At 72.9% G+C, this 16,340-nt stretch carries 17 protein-coding genes; 10 read left to right on the plus strand and 7 right to left on the minus strand.

Annotation, left to right across the window (positions count from 1 at the left end):
• The first annotated feature begins 267 nt into the window (after positions 1-267).
• Positions 268-912 (plus strand): ScbR family autoregulator-binding transcription factor, encoded by a 645-nt coding sequence (locus ACIQI7_RS23360; RefSeq protein ID WP_401113018.1) that lies wholly within the window; start codon positions 268-270, stop codon positions 910-912.
• An 82-nt stretch (positions 913-994) separates the two neighbouring features.
• On the opposite strand, the gene ACIQI7_RS23365 is transcribed toward ACIQI7_RS23360, so the two are convergent.
• The 4 genes from ACIQI7_RS23365 to ACIQI7_RS23380 all read right to left on the minus strand — a co-directional run bounded on the left by ACIQI7_RS23365 (position 995) and on the right by ACIQI7_RS23380 (position 4,596).
• Positions 995-1,606: a ScbR family autoregulator-binding transcription factor gene (locus ACIQI7_RS23365; RefSeq protein ID WP_387753034.1), complete on the minus strand. Its 612-nt coding sequence runs from the start codon at positions 1,604-1,606 to the stop codon at positions 995-997.
• A gap of 214 nt (positions 1,607-1,820) precedes the next feature.
• Positions 1,821-2,030 (minus strand): acyl-CoA carboxylase epsilon subunit, encoded by a 210-nt coding sequence (locus tag ACIQI7_RS23370; protein ID WP_387753037.1) that lies wholly within the window; start codon positions 2,028-2,030, stop codon positions 1,821-1,823.
• A gap of 86 nt (positions 2,031-2,116) precedes the next feature.
• A complete protein-coding gene (locus ACIQI7_RS23375; protein ID WP_401113020.1) occupies positions 2,117-3,718 on the minus strand; it encodes an acyl-CoA carboxylase subunit beta in 1,602 nt (533 codons plus the stop codon).
• Between the two features lie 452 nt (positions 3,719-4,170).
• Positions 4,171-4,596 (minus strand): PLD nuclease N-terminal domain-containing protein, encoded by a 426-nt coding sequence (locus ACIQI7_RS23380; protein ID WP_401113022.1) that lies wholly within the window; start codon positions 4,594-4,596, stop codon positions 4,171-4,173.
• 92 nt (positions 4,597-4,688) lie between these two features.
• Here ACIQI7_RS23380 and ACIQI7_RS23385 point away from each other — a divergent pair, with 92 nt between their 5' ends.
• Together ACIQI7_RS23385 and mqnP are read left to right on the plus strand one after the other, a co-directional pair.
• Positions 4,689-6,146, plus strand: coding sequence for a menaquinone biosynthesis decarboxylase (locus ACIQI7_RS23385; protein ID WP_387753045.1), 1,458 nt, complete (start codon positions 4,689-4,691; stop codon positions 6,144-6,146).
• Positions 6,143-7,039, plus strand: coding sequence for a menaquinone biosynthesis prenyltransferase MqnP (gene mqnP / locus ACIQI7_RS23390; RefSeq protein ID WP_387753048.1), 897 nt, complete (start codon positions 6,143-6,145; stop codon positions 7,037-7,039). Before ACIQI7_RS23385 ends, mqnP begins: the two co-directional genes overlap by 4 nt.
• Before the next feature lie 40 nt (positions 7,040-7,079).
• Here the strand turns inward: mqnP and ACIQI7_RS23395 are convergent, their stop codons facing one another.
• Positions 7,080-7,835, minus strand: a complete 756-nt coding sequence (locus tag ACIQI7_RS23395; protein ID WP_401113025.1) for an alpha/beta fold hydrolase — start codon at positions 7,833-7,835, stop codon at positions 7,080-7,082.
• A gap of 80 nt (positions 7,836-7,915) precedes the next feature.
• On the opposite strand from ACIQI7_RS23395, the gene ACIQI7_RS23400 reads away from it, so the two are divergent.
• On the plus strand, positions 7,916-8,533 hold the full coding sequence (locus ACIQI7_RS23400; protein ID WP_401113026.1) for a hypothetical protein: 618 nt from the start codon (positions 7,916-7,918) through the stop codon (positions 8,531-8,533).
• 136 nt (positions 8,534-8,669) lie between these two features.
• On the opposite strand, the gene ACIQI7_RS23405 is transcribed toward ACIQI7_RS23400, so the two are convergent.
• Together ACIQI7_RS23405 and ACIQI7_RS23410 are read right to left on the minus strand one after the other, a co-directional pair.
• Positions 8,670-9,386 carry an MOSC domain-containing protein gene (locus tag ACIQI7_RS23405; RefSeq protein ID WP_401113028.1) on the minus strand — a complete coding sequence of 239 codons (717 nt, stop codon included), beginning with the start codon at positions 9,384-9,386 and terminating at the stop codon, positions 8,670-8,672.
• A gap of 57 nt (positions 9,387-9,443) precedes the next feature.
• Positions 9,444-10,187, minus strand: a complete 744-nt coding sequence (locus ACIQI7_RS23410; protein WP_401113029.1) for a cyclase family protein — start codon at positions 10,185-10,187, stop codon at positions 9,444-9,446.
• A gap of 90 nt (positions 10,188-10,277) precedes the next feature.
• Between ACIQI7_RS23410 and ACIQI7_RS23415 the strand changes: the two genes are divergently transcribed.
• From ACIQI7_RS23415 to ACIQI7_RS23440, 6 genes are all read left to right on the plus strand, one after another.
• Complete coding sequence (locus tag ACIQI7_RS23415) at positions 10,278-10,952, plus strand: UbiX family flavin prenyltransferase (RefSeq protein ID WP_401113031.1); 675 nt, start codon at positions 10,278-10,280, stop codon at positions 10,950-10,952.
• 119 nt (positions 10,953-11,071) lie between these two features.
• Entirely contained in the window at positions 11,072-11,530 is a 459-nt protein-coding gene (locus tag ACIQI7_RS23420; RefSeq protein WP_030055719.1) for an Lrp/AsnC family transcriptional regulator, read from the plus strand.
• Between the two features lie 3 nt (positions 11,531-11,533).
• Positions 11,534-12,496 (plus strand): threonine/serine dehydratase, encoded by a 963-nt coding sequence (locus ACIQI7_RS23425; RefSeq protein WP_387753067.1) that lies wholly within the window; start codon positions 11,534-11,536, stop codon positions 12,494-12,496.
• A gap of 51 nt (positions 12,497-12,547) precedes the next feature.
• On the plus strand, positions 12,548-13,711 hold the full coding sequence (gene mqnE, locus ACIQI7_RS23430) for an aminofutalosine synthase MqnE (RefSeq protein WP_359902873.1): 1,164 nt from the start codon (positions 12,548-12,550) through the stop codon (positions 13,709-13,711).
• Between the two features lie 116 nt (positions 13,712-13,827).
• On the plus strand, positions 13,828-15,123 hold the full coding sequence (locus tag ACIQI7_RS23435; RefSeq protein WP_401113034.1) for a L,D-transpeptidase family protein: 1,296 nt from the start codon (positions 13,828-13,830) through the stop codon (positions 15,121-15,123).
• Positions 15,124-15,244: 121 nt separating this feature from the next.
• A complete protein-coding gene (locus ACIQI7_RS23440) occupies positions 15,245-16,192 on the plus strand; it encodes a beta-ketoacyl-ACP synthase III (RefSeq protein ID WP_387753075.1) in 948 nt (315 codons plus the stop codon).
• Positions 16,193-16,340 lie beyond the last annotated feature (148 nt).

A 16,340-nucleotide genomic window follows, 5' to 3' on the forward strand; every position in this document is an offset into this window, starting at 1 on the left:
TCTTTGCCGACCGGGGTGCCCGGGCCGCACTCTCCGGTACGGCCACGCTACCTGCCCCGTGCGCTGGGGGAATGCCCGTTCGGCGGACCTCGGACCATCGGTGGGGGGCCGTCCCCGCTGGACGGCGGGGGCGAAACAGGCGCTAGATTAGATACCAACCATGCGGTTTCGGACGTTCCCGTCCGCATGCGGCGCCGCCTCGCGGGGGCGCGCCGACAGCAGCCGGGTGGGGCGGGGATCGCGCCCGGTCGAGTCCGGAGGGGGCCAGTGGTCAAGCAGGAACGGGCCGGGCGGACCCGGCAGGCCGTACTGCTCGCGGCCGCGGAGACCTTCGCGCGGGTGGGCTTCGAGGCCGCCAGCCTGGTCGACATCAGCCGTCGGGCCGGGGTGAGCAAGGGGGCCCTCTACTTCCACTTCGTGTCCAAGCAGGCCCTCGCCGACGGGGTGCGCCGCGCCTCCGGGCGGGAGGTCGGCTCGGCCGCGCTGCGCGCGCTGCGGGCCGACGGCCCGGCGCTCCAGGGCCTGATCGACTTCTCCCACGAGCTGGCCCGGATGCTGCGGGAGGACGTGGTGGTGCGGGCCGGCGTCCGGCTGGTCCAGCAGGGCCGGCGCCGGGACGGCGTCCTGGAGGGCCCGTCCGGCCGGGCCGCCCCGGTGGCCGCCGACGTCGCCTGGCGCAGCCTCACCGCCGTCGTCCACCGGCTGCTGGACCGCGCCGCCGAGGCCGGTGAGCTGGGCCCGGGGGTGGACCGTCGGGCCGCCGCCGAACTGCTCACCGCGGTGGCGGCGGGCCAGGTGCTGCTCGGGGGCGAGGGGACCGGCGCGCCCGGGCCGGAGACGGTGAGCCGGCTCTGGACGGCCGCGCTGCCGGCCCTGGTGGCGGCGGAGCACCGGGCGGGCTACCGGGTCTGACCCGGCGCGGTCGCGGGGCTCCCGGTGGCCCGGCCCTGCCCGGTGGCCCGGTGCGTCGGACGGCCCGGGCGCGCCCGACGGCTCAGGCGCGCTCGGCGACGCTCAGCCGGGCGAGCGCGTGCGGCTGGACCAGGCCGGGCAGCAGCAGCGTCCAGAGGTCGGACATCCGCTGGACCAGGTCCTGCCGGTCGGCCAGCACCTGGGAGCTCAGCTGGATGCCGGTGACGGCCCCGGTGATCACCCCGGAGGCCGCGGTCAGGTCGACCCCCGGGTGGAGGTCGCCGGCCTCCCGGGCGCGCTCCAGCAGTGCTCCGACCGTGTCCATCCAGCCCTGGTAGGCCGCGATCTGCGGCTGGGTGAAGCTGCCGTGCTCGATCGTCAGCCGGATGCTGCCGCGCACCAGCGGGTCGGTCTGGAGAGCGCGGGCGAAGGCGTACCCGAGGTCGATGAGGTTCTGCACCGGGCTGTCCGAGGACGGTGCCCACCCGGAGATCCAGGCGCCCTGCCCCTCGATGACGGCGAGCGCCAGGTCCTCCTTGGAATGGAAGTGGAAGTACAGCGCGCCCTTGGTGACGCCGGCCCGGTCCAGGATCTCGGCCATCGTGGCGGCGGCGTAGCCCCGCTCGTCGAACACCTCGGCCGCCGCGACGAGTACCGCCTGGCGGGTCGCCAGCGCGCGGGCCTGCCTGGCCATCGCAGCCTCCCTGGAAAGTTCTGGTCCCGGCAGCGGCCGGTCCCGTGGGGGCGGACGGGGCGGCGGACGCGTACCGCCCAGCAGGTATCCTACCGAGCCCTCCGCGGCCCCCTCCGGCCCCGGCCGACCGGGCGGGGGCCCGGCCGGCGCGGCCCCCGGGGAACGCCCGACGGCCGGCCACCCCGTTCGGGTGACCGGCCGTCGGCTCGGGCGGTCAGGCCGCCTGCTGCCAGCTGAACGGCGAGTAGTACGCCGGGCGGCGCTCCAGGCGCTGCCAGTTGGCGATCGGCTCCATCGGCGCGGCGGCGGCGGCCTGCTGCGCGGCGGCGGCGCGCGCGGCGAGGACGGCGGTCAGGGCGGCGAGTTCCTCGTCGGTGAGAGTGCCGCGGACGATGCGGACGAGGGGTTCGGCGGAAGCGGTCATGTCCTGGTTTCTCCCCCGGTGGCTGTGGTCTGAGTGGGTGCCCGGTGCGGGCTGCTGCGGTGGAGCGGGTGCGCTGGGAGGCGCCGCTACATCGGCGGGTTGCCGTGCTTGCGGCTGGGCAGGTCGGCGTGCTTGGTGCGGAGCATGGCGAGGGCGGCGGAGATCACCTGACGGGTCTCGGTCGGGTCGATGACGTCGTCCACGAGGCCGCGCTCGGCCGCGTAGTACGGGTGCATCAGCTCGCTCTTGTACTCCTTGATCTTCTGGGCGCGCATGGCGTCCGGGTCCTCGGCGGCGTTGATCTCGCGCCGGAAGATGACGTTGGCCGCGCCCTCGGCGCCCATCACGGCGATCTCGTTGGTCGGCCAGGCGTAGGACAGGTCCGCGCCGATGGAGCGGGAGTCCATCACGATGTAGGCGCCGCCGTAGGCCTTGCGCAGGATCAGCGAGATGCGCGGCACGGTGGCGTTGCAGTACGCGTAGAGCAGCTTGGCGCCGTGCCGGATGATGCCGCCGTGCTCCTGGTCGACGCCGGGCAGGAAGCCGGGGACGTCGAGCAGGGTGACCAGCGGGATGTTGAAGGCGTCGCACATCTGGACGAAGCGGGCGGCCTTCTCGCTCGCGTCGATGTCCAGCACGCCGGCCAGCGACTGCGGCTGGTTGGCGATGATGCCGACGACGTGGCCGTCGATCCGGGCGAGCACGCAGAGCACGTTGGTGGCCCAGCGCTCGTGGACCTCCAGGTACTCGCCGTGGTCGACGATCTCCTCGATCACCTTGCGCATGTCGTACGGGCGGTTGCCGTCGGCGGGCACCAGGTCCAGCAGGCTGTCGTTGCGCCGCTCGACCGGGTCGTCGCTCATCACGGACGGCGGCATCTCGCGGTTGTTCTGCGGCAGCAGCGACAGGAGGTAGCGGACCTCCTCGATGCAGGACTGCTCGTCGTCGTAGACGAAGTGGGCGACACCGGAGACGCCGGCGTGCACGTCCGCGCCGCCGAGGCCGTTCTGGGTGATCTTCTCGCCGGTCACCGCCTGGACCACGTCCGGGCCGGTGATGAACATCTGCGAGGTCTCGCGGACCATGAAGACGAAGTCGGTCAGCGCGGGGGAGTACGCGGCGCCGCCGGCACACGGGCCGAGCATCACCGAGATCTGCGGGATGACGCCGGAGGCCTTGGTGTTGCGCTGGAAGATGCCGCCGTACCCGGCCAGGGCGGTGACGCCCTCCTGGATGCGGGCGCCGGCGCCGTCGTTCAGCGAGACCAGCGGAGCGCCGGCCGCGATGGCCATGTCCATGATCTTGTGGATCTTCTGGGCGTGGGCCTCGCCCAGTGCGCCGCCGAAGATCCGGAAGTCGTGCGCGTACGTGAAGACGGTGCGCCCGTGGACGGTGCCCCAGCCGACGACCACGCCGTCGGTGTGCGGCTTCTTCGCCTCCAGGCCGAAGCCCTGGGCGCGGTGCCGGCGGAACGGCTCGACCTCCTGGAAGGAGCCCTCGTCCAGCAGCAGCTCGATGCGCTCGCGGGCGGTCAGCTTGCCCTTGGCGTGCTGGGCCTCGGTGGCCTTGTCGCTGGGGCCGCGGCGGACCTTCTCGCGGAGCTCGTGCAGCTCGGCGACCCGCCCACGGGCGTCGGCCGGGACCTCCGGGACCTCGCCGTCGACCGGCGCCTCATGCACAACCGTCATCTCGAACCACTCCAAGGGTGAGGGAACTGTCCGACAGCCAACGTCTGCTGTGCCCCCGGCTGCGAATCACTTTCTTCACTTATGACTGTACGAGGGGCCGTGCGCTGGTTTCGGCGTCGATTCCGTACAAGGTCGGGTTCGTTTAGCTGTCAGGCCCTTACAGAAACGGCCGACCCGATCACCGTGCGCTCGGTGTTCATCCGGATACCGGGGGTTGTCGAACAGATGATGGTCCGATGATCTGAGCATGAAGAAAAGCGCAGGTCAGGACCGTCTGTCAGCGCCCCGAGCCGGTCCTCTCGGGGGGCGCTCAAGGTCCACTCCAGCCCGGTGGCCGGGGGTTCGCCGACCGGCCGAGGGATTGAGCAATCGTAGAGAAGCGCCAAAAACACCGAAGCCCACCCCGCGCGGTGGGGGTGGGCTGTCCGAGCGAGCGGGCGGACCCGCTCCGATCAGCTCTTCCTGCCGTCCTCGGGTTCGTCGCGGTCGCGCAGCTCCCGCTCGCGGCGGCGCAGGTCGGCCTCCCACTGCTTGAGCATGTCCTCGTGGTCTTTGTCGCTCTTCTTCAACGAGGCGAGGAACTCGGGGTCGTCGTCCGGCGCCAGCGGGCGCCCGCCGCGCGGAGCCGGGCGGCCCGGGCGGTCGTCGGCCGGGTACCCCGGGTCGGCCGCCCCGGCGGGCGCGGTCCGCAGGAAGCCGCGCTGCTTGCCGGCGATCAGCCAGGCGATCGGGCCCAGCGGCGGGAAGAGCAGCACGATCAGCACCCAGACCACCTTGGGCAGGTGCTTCACCTCGTCCTCGGGCGTGGTCAGGCAGTCCACGAACGCCCAGACCCAGAGCGCGAGCGGAAGGATGATGGTCAGAAGAATCCTCGGCACGGCTGGGATCTCCCCCCGGGCGACGACGGTGGCGGGCGCCTTCCAGGGGCCCTTGACCCGGCCAGGCTATCGGGTGGCGGATACTGACAGGCATGGCATACGACGATCTCCGCTCGTTTCTCCGCGCCCTCGACCGCGAGGGCGACCTCAAGCGCATCAAGGCGGAGGTGGACCCGCACCTGGAGATCGGCGAGATCGTCGACCGGGTGCAGAAGGCCAAGGGCCCGGCGCTGCTCTTCGAGAACGTCAAGGGCTCGTCGATGCCGCTGGCCATGAACGTCTTCGGCACCGAACGGCGGCTGGCCAAGTCGCTGGGCCTCAAGGGCCCGGAGGACATCTCCGAGAAGATCGCCGGCCTGCTCAAGCCGGAGCTGCCGCAGGGCTTCACCGGCTTCCGGGACGCCTTCGGCAAGCTCGCCTCGATGGCGCACGTCCCGCCCCGGCACGTGAAGTCCGGCGACGCCCCGGTGCAGGAGGTCGTGCTCACCGGTGACGACGTCGATCTGGACGCGCTGCCCGCCCTCTTCACCTGGCCGCTGGACGGCGGCTCGTTCTTCAACCTGGGACTGACCCACACCAAGGACCCGGACACCGGCATCCGCAACCTGGGCCTCTACCGCCTCCAGCGGCACGACCGCCGCACCATCGGCATGCACTGGCAGATCCACAAGGACAGCCGCAACCACTACGCGGTGGCGGCCAGGCGCGGCGAGCGCCTCCCGGTCGCGATCGCCTTCGGCTGCCCGCCGGCCGTCACCTACGCGGCCACCGCGCCGCTGCCCGGGGACATCGACGAGTACCTCTTCGCCGGCTTCGTCGCCGGGGAGCGGGTCCGGATGGTCGACTGCAAGACCGTGCCGCTGCAGGTCCCGGCCGACGCGGAGGTCGTGCTGGAGGGCTGGCTGGAGCCCGGCGAGATGCTGCCCGAGGGCCCGTTCGGCGACCACACCGGCTTCTACACCCCGCAGGAGCCGTTCCCGGCGCTGAAGATCGACTGCGTGACGATGCGCCGCCGCCCGATCCTCCAGTCCATCGTGGTCGGCCGCCCGCCGACGGAGGACGGCCCGCTCGGCAAGTTCACCGAGCGGTTCTTCCTGCCGCTGCTGAAGATCATCATCCCGGACATCGTCGACTACGACCTGCCCGAGGCCGGTGGCTTCCACAACTGCGTGATCGTCTCGATCGACAAGAAGTACCCCAAGCACGCCCAGAAGACGATGCACGCGATCTGGGGCGCGCACATGATGTCGCTGACCAAGCTGATCATCGTGGTGGACTCCGACTGCGACGTGCACGACTACCAGGAAGTCGCCTGGCGCGCCTTCGGCAACGTCGACTACAGCCGCGACCTCACCGTGGTCGAAGGCCCGGTGGACCACCTGGACCACGCCTCGTACCAGCAGTTCTGGGGCGGCAAGGCCGGCATCGACGCGACCCGCAAGCTGCCCGAGGAGGGCTACACCCGGGACGGCGGCTGGCCGGAGATGGTGTCCTCGGACCCGGCGACGGCCGCCCTGGTCTCGCGCCGCTGGAAGGAGTACGGACTGTGAGCACGGCTGCCGTCGAGACCCCCGGGCGCACGAAGGCCTTCCTGCGCCTGGTGATGATCGAGCACTCGGTCTTCGCCCTGCCCTTCGCGTACATCGCCGCGCTGACGGCGATGTTCCTCGCCGACCGGCGGGTGCACTGGGGCGAGCTGTTCGTCGTCACCGTCTGCATGGTCGGGCTGCGCACCTTCGCGATGGCGGCCAACCGGATCATCGACCGCGAGATCGACGCCCGGAACCCGCGCACCGCCACCCGCGAACTGGTCACCGGCGCGGTGTCGTTGAAGACCGCGTACGTCGGCTCGGCCGTCGCCCTGGTGGTCTTCCTCGGCGCGGCGGCGATGCTCAACCCGCTTTGCCTGGCGCTCGCGCCGGTCGCCGTGGTGCCGATGGTGGTCTACCCGTACGGCAAGCGGTTCACCGACTTCCCGCAGGCGATCCTGGGCCTGGCCCAGGCGATGGGGCCGGTCGGCGCCTGGCTCGCGGTGACGGGCACGTGGTCCTGGGACGCGGTCGTGCTGGGCGTCGCGGTCGGCATCTGGATCGGCGGCTTCGACCTGATCTACGCCTGCCAGGACGTCGAGTCCGACCGCGAGAACGGCGTGCGTTCGGTGCCCGCGCGCTACGGCGTACCGGCGGCCGTCCGGGGCGCGCGGGTCTGCCACCTCCTGACGACGCTCCTGCTGGGCTGGTTCGCACTCCGCACGGACGCCGGACCGGCGTTCTGGATCGGCCTGGTGGTCGTCGCGGGCGCGTTCGTGTACGAGCACACCATCGTGAAGCCGAACGACCTGTCGAAGCTCAACCGGGCGTTCTTCCAGACCAACAGCTTCGTGGGGATCTCGCTGTTCTTCTTCGCCCTGGTGGACCTGGTCGTCCGCGGGCTCGGGATCTGACGCCCGCCCCCGCCCGGAACCCCGGCCGGTCGGCCTGCCCTCAGTTGTGCAGGAAGCCCTCCAATGACACCGCCAGGGCCACCGGGGCCTCGTACATCGGGAAGTGCCCGCTGCCGCCGAGCTCCTCCAGTTCGGCGTGGGGGTAGTGGCTGAGGAAGGTGCCGCGCATCACCTCGGCGGTGAGGGCGAGGTCGTGCTCGCCGACGATCACCTTGACCGGCACCGGGTTGCCGCTGATCCGGCGCTCCAGGTCGGCCGTCGCCCAGTCGCGGACGTAGCCGCCGAAGGCCTCGGGGGTGGACAGCCGCAGTGACTGGTCGACCATGCGGTCGAGCCAGACCCGGCCGGCCCGTCGGCCGGTGACCAGGTCCAGGATGGCGAGGCGCTTCTCCCGGTCCTCGGCGGCGCCGTAGAACAGCGCCTCCCCGGCCGCGTCCAGCGGGAACGCCCCGGCCGGCACCGGTGCCAGGCCGACCAGCTTGCGCACCCGCAGCGGCGCCTCGGCGAGCACCTGCTGGGCCGCCTTGCCGCCCATCGAGTGGCCGACGAGGGAGAAGCGGTCCCAGCCGAGCTGGTCGGCCAGGGCGAGCGCGTCGGACGCGATCTCGGCGAGCGTGTACGCGCCGGGGACGTCCTTGCGCTGCCCGTAGCCGCGGTAGTCGAGGAAGGCGTAGCTGAAGGCGTCGCCGTCGAGGTAGTCGAGGAACGGGCCCCAGCCCGCGCTGGTGCCGAACCAGTCGTGCAGGACCAGGACGCGGTGGTCGCCGGTGCCGGTCGAGCGGTGAGGGATCGTCATGCCAACCGTCGTTCCCCGCGGGCCGCCCGCCCGAACGGACGGTCCGGGGGGAGCGGGAAGCGGGGAGCGGCGTACGGGCCGTGGCGGCTCAGGCGTCGCGGCGGGCGAACGCCGGGGCGTGCTCGGGGAGCGGGCCCAGGGCGATCAGGCGGGAGACCAGCTGCCGGAAGCCGGGCGCGAAGCGGGCCAGCAGCACCAGCCGCCGCGGCGGGCCGACCCGGCGGCCGCTGAGCACCGGCTCCGCGCTGCCCGGCCTGGAGGCCCTCGCGGCCGACCCGCCGGCGCGCCTGGAGGACACCGTCCGGGCGCTGCACGCCGCCTTCCTGGCGGCCTTCGCGCACGAGCCGCGGATCGTCCCCGCCGTCTTCGCCGACCTCTTCGGCCGCCCGGACGGCCCCGCCGCCAGGGTGATGGCCGGCACCCTGCCGCGGGTGCTCGACAGCCTCGACCGGCTGCTGCGGCCGCACGTGCGGGCCGGCCGGCTGCGGCCGCTGCCCACCCCGGTGCTGGCCCAGCTGCTGCTCGGTCCGCTGCTCAACCACGTCCTGATGCGGCCGGTGCTGGAGTCCGTTCCGGGCGGCGCCGGGATGCCCCCGATGGACGAGGCCGTCGAGATCTTCGTCGACGCCTATCTGCGGGCGGTGGCCCTCCCCGCGGCGGAGGCGGCGGAGTCCGGGCGCGACGTCGACACCCCCTGAGGAGGGCCGTGACCGGCACCCGGCCGGGCCCTTCTTCCCCCTGGTCGGCAGCCGCCGGGAGCGGAACCCGCGGGCCGGTCAAGCCCTCGGCAGCGCAGGCGAAGTGACGAGCGGTCAGCCGCTCGCGGGAGGGTGCTCAGTCCAGGACCAGCCGGTCGCCGACCCGCAGCCGGCCCGGGGCGGCGACCTCGGCGAGGGCGTCGAGCCGGCCGTCGTGGGCGTACACCACGGCCTTGAGGATCTCGGGCGCGTGCGGCAGCCCGGGCTGCGCGGCGCCGGTCATCGCGCAGCGCTCGCTGGAGGCGACGAAGGAGAGCCCGGCGCTGCCGGGGGCCTCGCCGGACGCCCGGCGGCCGAGCCAGGCGTCCTCGACGAACGGCGGGGTGCCCGGCGGGGTGCGCAGCACGATGTTGGGGCGGAACCGGCGCTCGTCGATCACGGCGAAGGGGACGGCCTCGCGGACCCAGTCCAGGGTGGCGGTGCTGAGCACGCTGACCGGCAGCTGGTCGAAGTGCGACACGGCGTCCTCGCGGGCGAGTTCGACGTCCGCGCGCTGGAGGTAGGCGCGCAGGAAGGCGTTCGGCCGGTCGACCGGGCGGCCGAGCGGGTCGACCAGCTCGGGCCCGTCGATCCGGTGGCCGAGCCGGGCGGAGAGGCGGAGCAGGCCGTCCATCCGGCGGAAGCGGCGGGTGCTCTTGCCCGAGCCGAGCCGCCCGGCCGCGTCGCGGACGGCGTAGAGGCGGTCGCCGGCCAGGCCGCGCTCGTCCACCTCGACGGAGTCGAGCCGCTCGCCGCCGGTGGATTTCACGGGGTAGCGCCAGAGTCGCTCGATCACTCCGATGATCTCTGCCATGGCCGGAAAGCGTACTGGCGTTGACGGGGGATGGTCTAGACCAAGTCTCCGGGGGCCTCAGCCCAGCCGGGCCACCGCCCGCACCGGGGCGCCGTCCGCCGCGACCAGCCGCACCGGGAACAGCGAGACCTCCACCGGCAGACCGGCCTCCTGCGCGGCCAGCAGCGGCCGGAGGTCGGTCAGGTTCTCGGCGATCACCCCGCCGCCGGAGGCCCCCAGCAGCACCCGGTGGGCGGCGAGCGACGGCTCGTCGGCGGTGTCCGGGTCGTGCTCGTCGGTGAGGTCGGCGAGCAGGGCGGCCACCGCCGGGTCGCCCGGGCCCGGGTCCGGGGTCGGGTCGACGCTGAGCGCGTCCACCCCCACCGTCCGCACCCCGGCGGCGACGATCGCCTCGGCGGCGGCCGGGGTCAGGCTGGGGTGGGCGAGGTACGCGTCGGTGCCCCAGTGCCGGGCCCAGCCGGTGGCCAGCAGCAGCACGGTGCCCTCGGCGGCCCGTTCCAGCGCGGGCGCCAGCAGTTCGGGGGTGACGGCCGTCCGGGGCTCCAGCCCGCGCAGGTCGGCGACCACGGCGGGGCCGGTGAACCGCTCCAGCGGCAGCCCGTCCAGGGTCGGCCAGGTGACGTCCACGTGGTAGGGCGCGTCCACGTGTGTCCCGGACTGCGAGCCCAGGTGCAGGGCCAGCACGTTCACCCCGGCGGTGGCCGTGGTGAGCGCGGGCTCCAGCAGGACGGCCGGGTCGCCGGGGTAGACCGGCATCGCGGTGGTCACCTGATGGGTGAGGTCGACGAGGGTCGCTGCCATGCGCCCATCCTCCCAGGGGCCGGGCGCTTCCGGGCCCCTCCCGGCCCGCCCGGGCCGAACGCGCTGGTGCGGCCGGGACAGAATTGCCCCATGGGAACTGCGAAGCGTCAGCCGTGGGTGGTCGGGGTCTCGGGTGCGTCGGGGACGCCGTACGCGGCCTCGGTGATCCGTGCGCTGCTGGCCGCAGGCGAGGCGGTGGACCTGATCGTCAGCCGCGCCGCCCGGCTCACCATCCTGGACGAGACCGGCATCTCCTTCCGGGACGCCCACTGGCGCGCCGACCTCGCCGCCTGGCTCGGGAGCGACGAAGGCCTGGACGACGTCCGCTACTGGCCCGCCGGGGACTTCGCGGCCGGCCCGTCCAGCGGCTCCTACCCGGCCAAGGGCATGCTCGTGGTGCCCGCGACCACCGGCGCGGTGGCCGGGATCGCGCTCGGCCTGAGCAAGGACCTGCTGCAGCGCGTGGCCAGCGTCACCCTCAAGGAGCGCCGTCCGCTCGTCGTCTGCGTGCGCGAGACACCACTCAACGGGGTGACGTTGAAGCACTTGGTGGAGCTCGACGCACAGGGGGCGGTCGTTCTGCCCGCTTCACCCGGTTTCTACGCCGGCGGCTCCACCGTGCGCGAACTCGTGGATTTCGTGGCCGGACGGGTGCTGGACGCCGTCGACGTGCCGCATTCCCTGTACCTGCGCTGGGAAGGGGAGTTGGGGGCGGCCGCCCGCAAGCCGGCGGCCGGCGGGGGCCCGCGGCCTGAGGGGGAGTAAGCGGACCGGGGGCGGGAGAGTATCTTCTCTGCGATATCCGGGTCGGTCGGCGCACAGCGCCTTTGAATCCGGATAATGATCTGTGGGTCTGGTGAGGTTCGGAAGGACGCGGACGGTATATGGACACGGTGGACAGACAGCTCATCCAGGCGCTCCGGGAGAACGGCCGCGCGTCCTACGCCGAGTTGGGCCGCCTGGTCGGGCTCTCCGGCCCGAGCGTCACGGACCGGATCAACCGCCTGGAGCAGGCCGGGGTCATCACCGGCTACCGGGCGACGGTCAACCCGGCGTCGCTCGGCTTCGGCGTCACGGCCCTGATCGGCCTTCAGCTCACCGACGCGGCGGACCACGAGGACGTCGCGTTCCGGCTGAAGGACCTCAACGAGGTGGAGGACTGCTGGTTCATCGCCGGCGACGACTCCTACATGCTGAAGGTGCGGGTGGCCGACGTGGCCGGCCTGGAGTCGGTGGTCAAGCGGATCTCGGGCACGAAAGGCGTGGCCCGGACCCGCACCACCGTCGTACTCTCCACCAAGTGGGAGAACCGGGTGAGTGAACTTCCTCCTGTAGGAGAGTGACGTATGGCACTGGTCGGTCTGGAGGAGCTGCGCGCGGCTCGGCAGCGGATCGCGGGGGTCGCCGTGCGCACCCCGCTCGTTCCCGCCCCCTGGGCGGCCGAGGGGGAGCGGCGGCTCTGGCTGAAGCCCGAGAACCTCCAGCCGACCGGGGCCTTCAAGACCCGCGGCGCCTACAACCGGCTGGCCGCGCTCACCGAGGAGGAGCGCTCCCGCGGCGTGGTCGCCCAGTCCAGCGGCAACCACGCGCAGGCGGTGGCGTACGCGGCCCGCACGCTCGGCATCAAGGCCGTGATCGTGATGCCGGACACCTCGCCCGCGGTGAAGGTGGAGGCCACCCGCTCGTTCGGCGCCGAGGTGATCCTGGTCGCCCCGGCGGAGCGGGACGCCCTGCCCGCCGAGCTGGCCGAGAAGCACGGCTACGTCTGGGTGCCCCCGTACGACGACCCGTTCATCATCGCGGGCCAGGGCACGGTCGGGCTGGAGATCGCCGAGGATGCCCCGGCCGAGCTGGACACCGTCCTGGTGCCGGTCAGCGGCGGCGGCCTGATCGGCGGGACGGCGGCCGCGCTCAAGCTCACCCGCCCGGGCATCCGGGTGATCGGCGTGGAACCCGAGCTGGCCGCCGACGCCCGCGCCAGCCTGCGGGCCGGCCGCCGGGTCGAGTGGCCGGTCGCCGACACCTACCGGACCATCGCGGACGGACTGCGCACCCCCTCGCTCGGCGTGCTGCCGTTCGAGCACGTCACCGCCTACGTGGACGACATCGTCACCGTCACCGAGGACGAGATCCGTGCCACCGTGGCCGTGCTGGCCCGCCGCGGACGCCTCGTCGCCGAGCCCTCCGGGGCGGTCGCCCCGGCCGCCTACTTCCACCGCGCCGCCGAAACCGGCGGCCAGGCGGTGGCGGCCGTGGTCAGCGGTGGCAACATCGACCCGACACTGCTCGCCGAGCTGCTCTCGGCATAGGCGTACGCTCGTTCCGGCAAGGAATCGAAGTCGGAGGAGGCGGGGCACCGCATGGACGCAGGGCTCAAGCGCGAGCTGGAGGCGAAGGTCTACGCGGGTGAGCGGCTGACCCGCGAGGACGGGATCGCGCTCTACGAGAGCGACGACCTGGCCTGGCTGGGCGGGCTGGCCCACCACGTGCGGACGCGGAAGAACGGCGACGTCGTCCACTTCAACGTCAACCGCCACCTCAACATGACCAACGTGTGCAACGCGTCCTGCGCGTACTGCTCGTTCCAGCGCAAGCCGGGCGAGAAGGACGCGTACACGATGCGCATCGAGGAGGCCGTCCGCCTCGCCAAGGCGATGGAGGTCGAGTCCCTCACCGAGCTGCACATCGTCAACGGCCTGCACCCGACCCTGCCGTGGCGCTACTACCCGCGCTCGCTGCGGGAGCTGAAGGCCGCTCTGCCGAACGTCTCGCTGAAGGCCTTCACCGCCACCGAGATCCACTGGTTCGAGAAGATCAGCGGCCTGTCCGCCGACGAGATCATGGACGAGCTGATCGACGCCGGCCTGGAGTCGCTGACCGGCGGCGGCGCGGAGATCTTCGACTGGGAGGTCCGCCAGCACATCGTCGACCACGACACCCACTGGGAGGATTGGTCGCGGATCCACCGCCTCGCGCACAGCAAGGGCCTCAAGACGCCGGCCACCATGCTGTACGGCCACATCGAGGAGCCCCGCCACCGGGTGGACCACGTGCTGCGGCTGCGCGAGCTCCAGGACGAGACCGGCGGTTTCCAGGTCTTCATCCCGCTGCGCTACCAGCACGACTTCCACGACTCCAAGGACGGCGTCGTGCGCAACAAGCTGATGGCCCGTACCGAGATGGCCACCGGCGCCGAGGCGCTGAAGACCTTCGCGGTCTCCCGGCTGCTCTTCGACAACGTCCCGCACGTCAAGGTCTTCTGGGTGATGCACGGCGTCGCCACCGCCCAGCTGGCGCTCAGCCACGGCGCGGACGACATGGACGGCTCGGTGGTCGAGTACAAGATCACCCATGACGCGGACAACTTCGGCACCCCGAACAAGCTCGGCCGCGATGACCTGCTCGGGCTGATCCGCGACGCCGGCTTCCGCCCGGTGGAGCGCAACACCCGCTACGAGGTCATCCGCGAGTACGACGGGCCGGACCCGATGCGCCGTGAGTCCCCGCAGGCGATGCGCCTCTGACCTGCGAAGCCCCCCGCCGCCCCGGCCGCCCCGCGGCCCGGGCGGCGGTTGTCTTCACGGCCTCCGCACGAGGCCCGGGTTTACCAACGGGTAGGGCGTTTGGCAGGATCGACAGCATGTCCGGTTCTGATCGCGCCACCGCGTACCCGCCGCACCAGCCGACGCAGGAGCCGGTCGACCTGATGCCGCAGCAGCGGTACGAGGGCTTCCAGCCGTACCAGCAGCCGGTCCGGCAGGACCACCCGTACGACCGGTACCAGCCGTACGAGCAGGCTCCTGACGGGTACTACGCGGCGTACGACCAGCCGTTCCAGCCGTACGGGGCCGAGCCGGTCGGGTACGGCGCCGAGCCGGCCCGGTACGGGGCCGAAGCCGGCTACGAGCCCGCCTCGGTCTACGAAGCCAGGCCCGTGCACGAGCCGTTCCCCGGAGCCGCTCACGAGCCCTTCCCCGGAGCCGGCCACGAGCCCCTTCCCGGAGCCGGCTACGAGCCCGAGCCCGTCGTGCTCGCCGCGGCGCCCACCGCACCGGTCGCGGGCGCCCGGACGGCGGCCCGGGGACGGCGGCGCAAGGCCAAGCAGAAACGTCACGGCAAGGCCGTGATGGCCGGCACCGCGCTGCTGGTCGCCGCCACCGCCGGCTGGTACGCCGTCGGCCAGGACGGCGCCAAGCCCGGCATCACCACCGCCGACGGCCCCGGCCCGGAGGGCGTCAGCAAGCCCGACCAGCCCGCTCCGGACCCGGCGGCCGCCCAGGCCGCCGCCGACCGGCAGGCCGCGGTCCCGGCCGCCGACCGCAGCCAGACCCGCCCGGACGGCTCGGTCGCCGCGATACCCGGCCTCGGCGCGGCCTTCACCGCGAAGATCCCCGCCGCGACCACCCAGGTCGTGGTCGCCTCCGGCCAGGACGAGAACACCGACAAGAACAGCGTCACCCTCTGGACCCGCACCCCCGAGGGACGCTGGCTGGCCGGCGAGACCTGGCAGGGCCACAACGGCAAGAACGGCTGGACCACCGACCACAACGAGGGCGACCTGCGCAGCCCGATCGGGGTGTTCGAGCTCACCGACGCGGGCGGCCGCAAGGCGGACCCGGGCAGCAGGCTCCCGTACGACAAGGACCCGAGCTTCGTGGTCTCCGGCACGGGCTTCTTCGGCGACCAGCTGGCCGGCTCCTTCGACTACGTGGTCGCGATCAACTACAACCGCGTCGCCGGCAACTCCCCGCTCGACCCGCGCCGCCCGATGGGCTCCAAGAAGGGCGGCGGCATCTGGCTCCACGTGGACCACGACGGCCCGACCCACGGCTGCGTGTCGATCCCCGAGGACAAGATGGCCCAGCTGATCCGCACCCTGGACCCGGCGGCCCACCCGGTCATCGTGATGGGCGACGCGGCCGCACTGGCCGCCTGACCTCGGCGTACGCGGACCCGGGCCCCGCAAGGGGCCTTGTCCACCTCCTACAGAACGAGGGGGCGGATCCTGTCACCGGTCATACCATGCTGACCAGCGGGTAACCCGGTTCCATGGCAGTATGAGCGGTTCGCGCATTGTGGCACTCGGCCACTACCAGCCCCCCAAGGTCCTCACCAACGACGACCTGGCGGCACTCGTCGACACCGACGACGAGTGGATCCGCTCCCGCGTGGGCATCCGCACCCGGCACATCGCCGAGGACGAGAGCCTGGTCGACCTCGCCACCGAGGCCGCGCAGAAGGCGCTCGCCAACAGCGGACGGGACGCCGCGGAGATCGACCTCGTCGTGGTCGCCACCTGCACCGCGATCGAGCGCAGCCCCAACACCGCCGCCGCCGTGGCCGCCCGGCTGGGCGTGCGCTCGCCCGCCGCGTACGACATCAACACGGTCTGCTCGGGCTTCTCGTACGCCCTGGCCACCGCCGACCACGCGATCCGGGCCGGCTCGGCCCGCCGCGCCCTGGTGATCGGCGCCGAGCGGATGTCCGACACGCTCGACTGGACCGACCGCTCCACCTGCGTGATCTTCGGCGACGGCGCGGGCGCCGCGGTGGTCGAGGCCCAGGAGGACGGCGCCGAGCCCGGCATCGGGCCGGTGGTCTGGGGCTCCGAGCCGGAGAAGGGCGACGCCGTGGTGATCACCGGATGGGACCCGGTGATCAGCCAGCAGGGCCAGTCGGTCTTCCGCTGGGCCACCACCCAGCTCGCCCCGCTGGCCCGTCAGGCCTGCGAGCGGGCCGGGATCGACCCGGCCGAGCTGAAGGGCTTCGTCCCGCACCAGGCCAACCTGCGGATCATCGACGCGATCGCCCGGAAGCTGGGCCTCGGCGAGGACGCGGTGGTGGCCCGGGACGTGGTGCACTCCGGCAACACCTCGGCCGCCTCCATCCCGCTGGCCTTCTCCAAGCTGGTCGAGCGCGGCGAGCTCTCGCCCGGCGACCCGGTCCTGCTCTTCGGCTTCGGCGGCGGCCTGGCCTACGCCGGCCAGGTCGTGCGCTGCCCCTGACCCGACGGCAGCCCCTGACCCGACGGCGCCCCGGGGCCGCCCAAACGGCGCCCCGGGGCTTTGCCGAGGGCACCGCACGGCCGCCCGAGGGCACCGCACGCCGTCCGGACGCGAACATGCCGGTGGGCGGGCACCCTGTCGCGGGTGC

Source organism: Kitasatospora sp. NPDC092039 (assembly GCF_044756065.1).
Lineage (GTDB): Bacteria > Actinomycetota > Actinomycetes > Streptomycetales > Streptomycetaceae > Kitasatospora.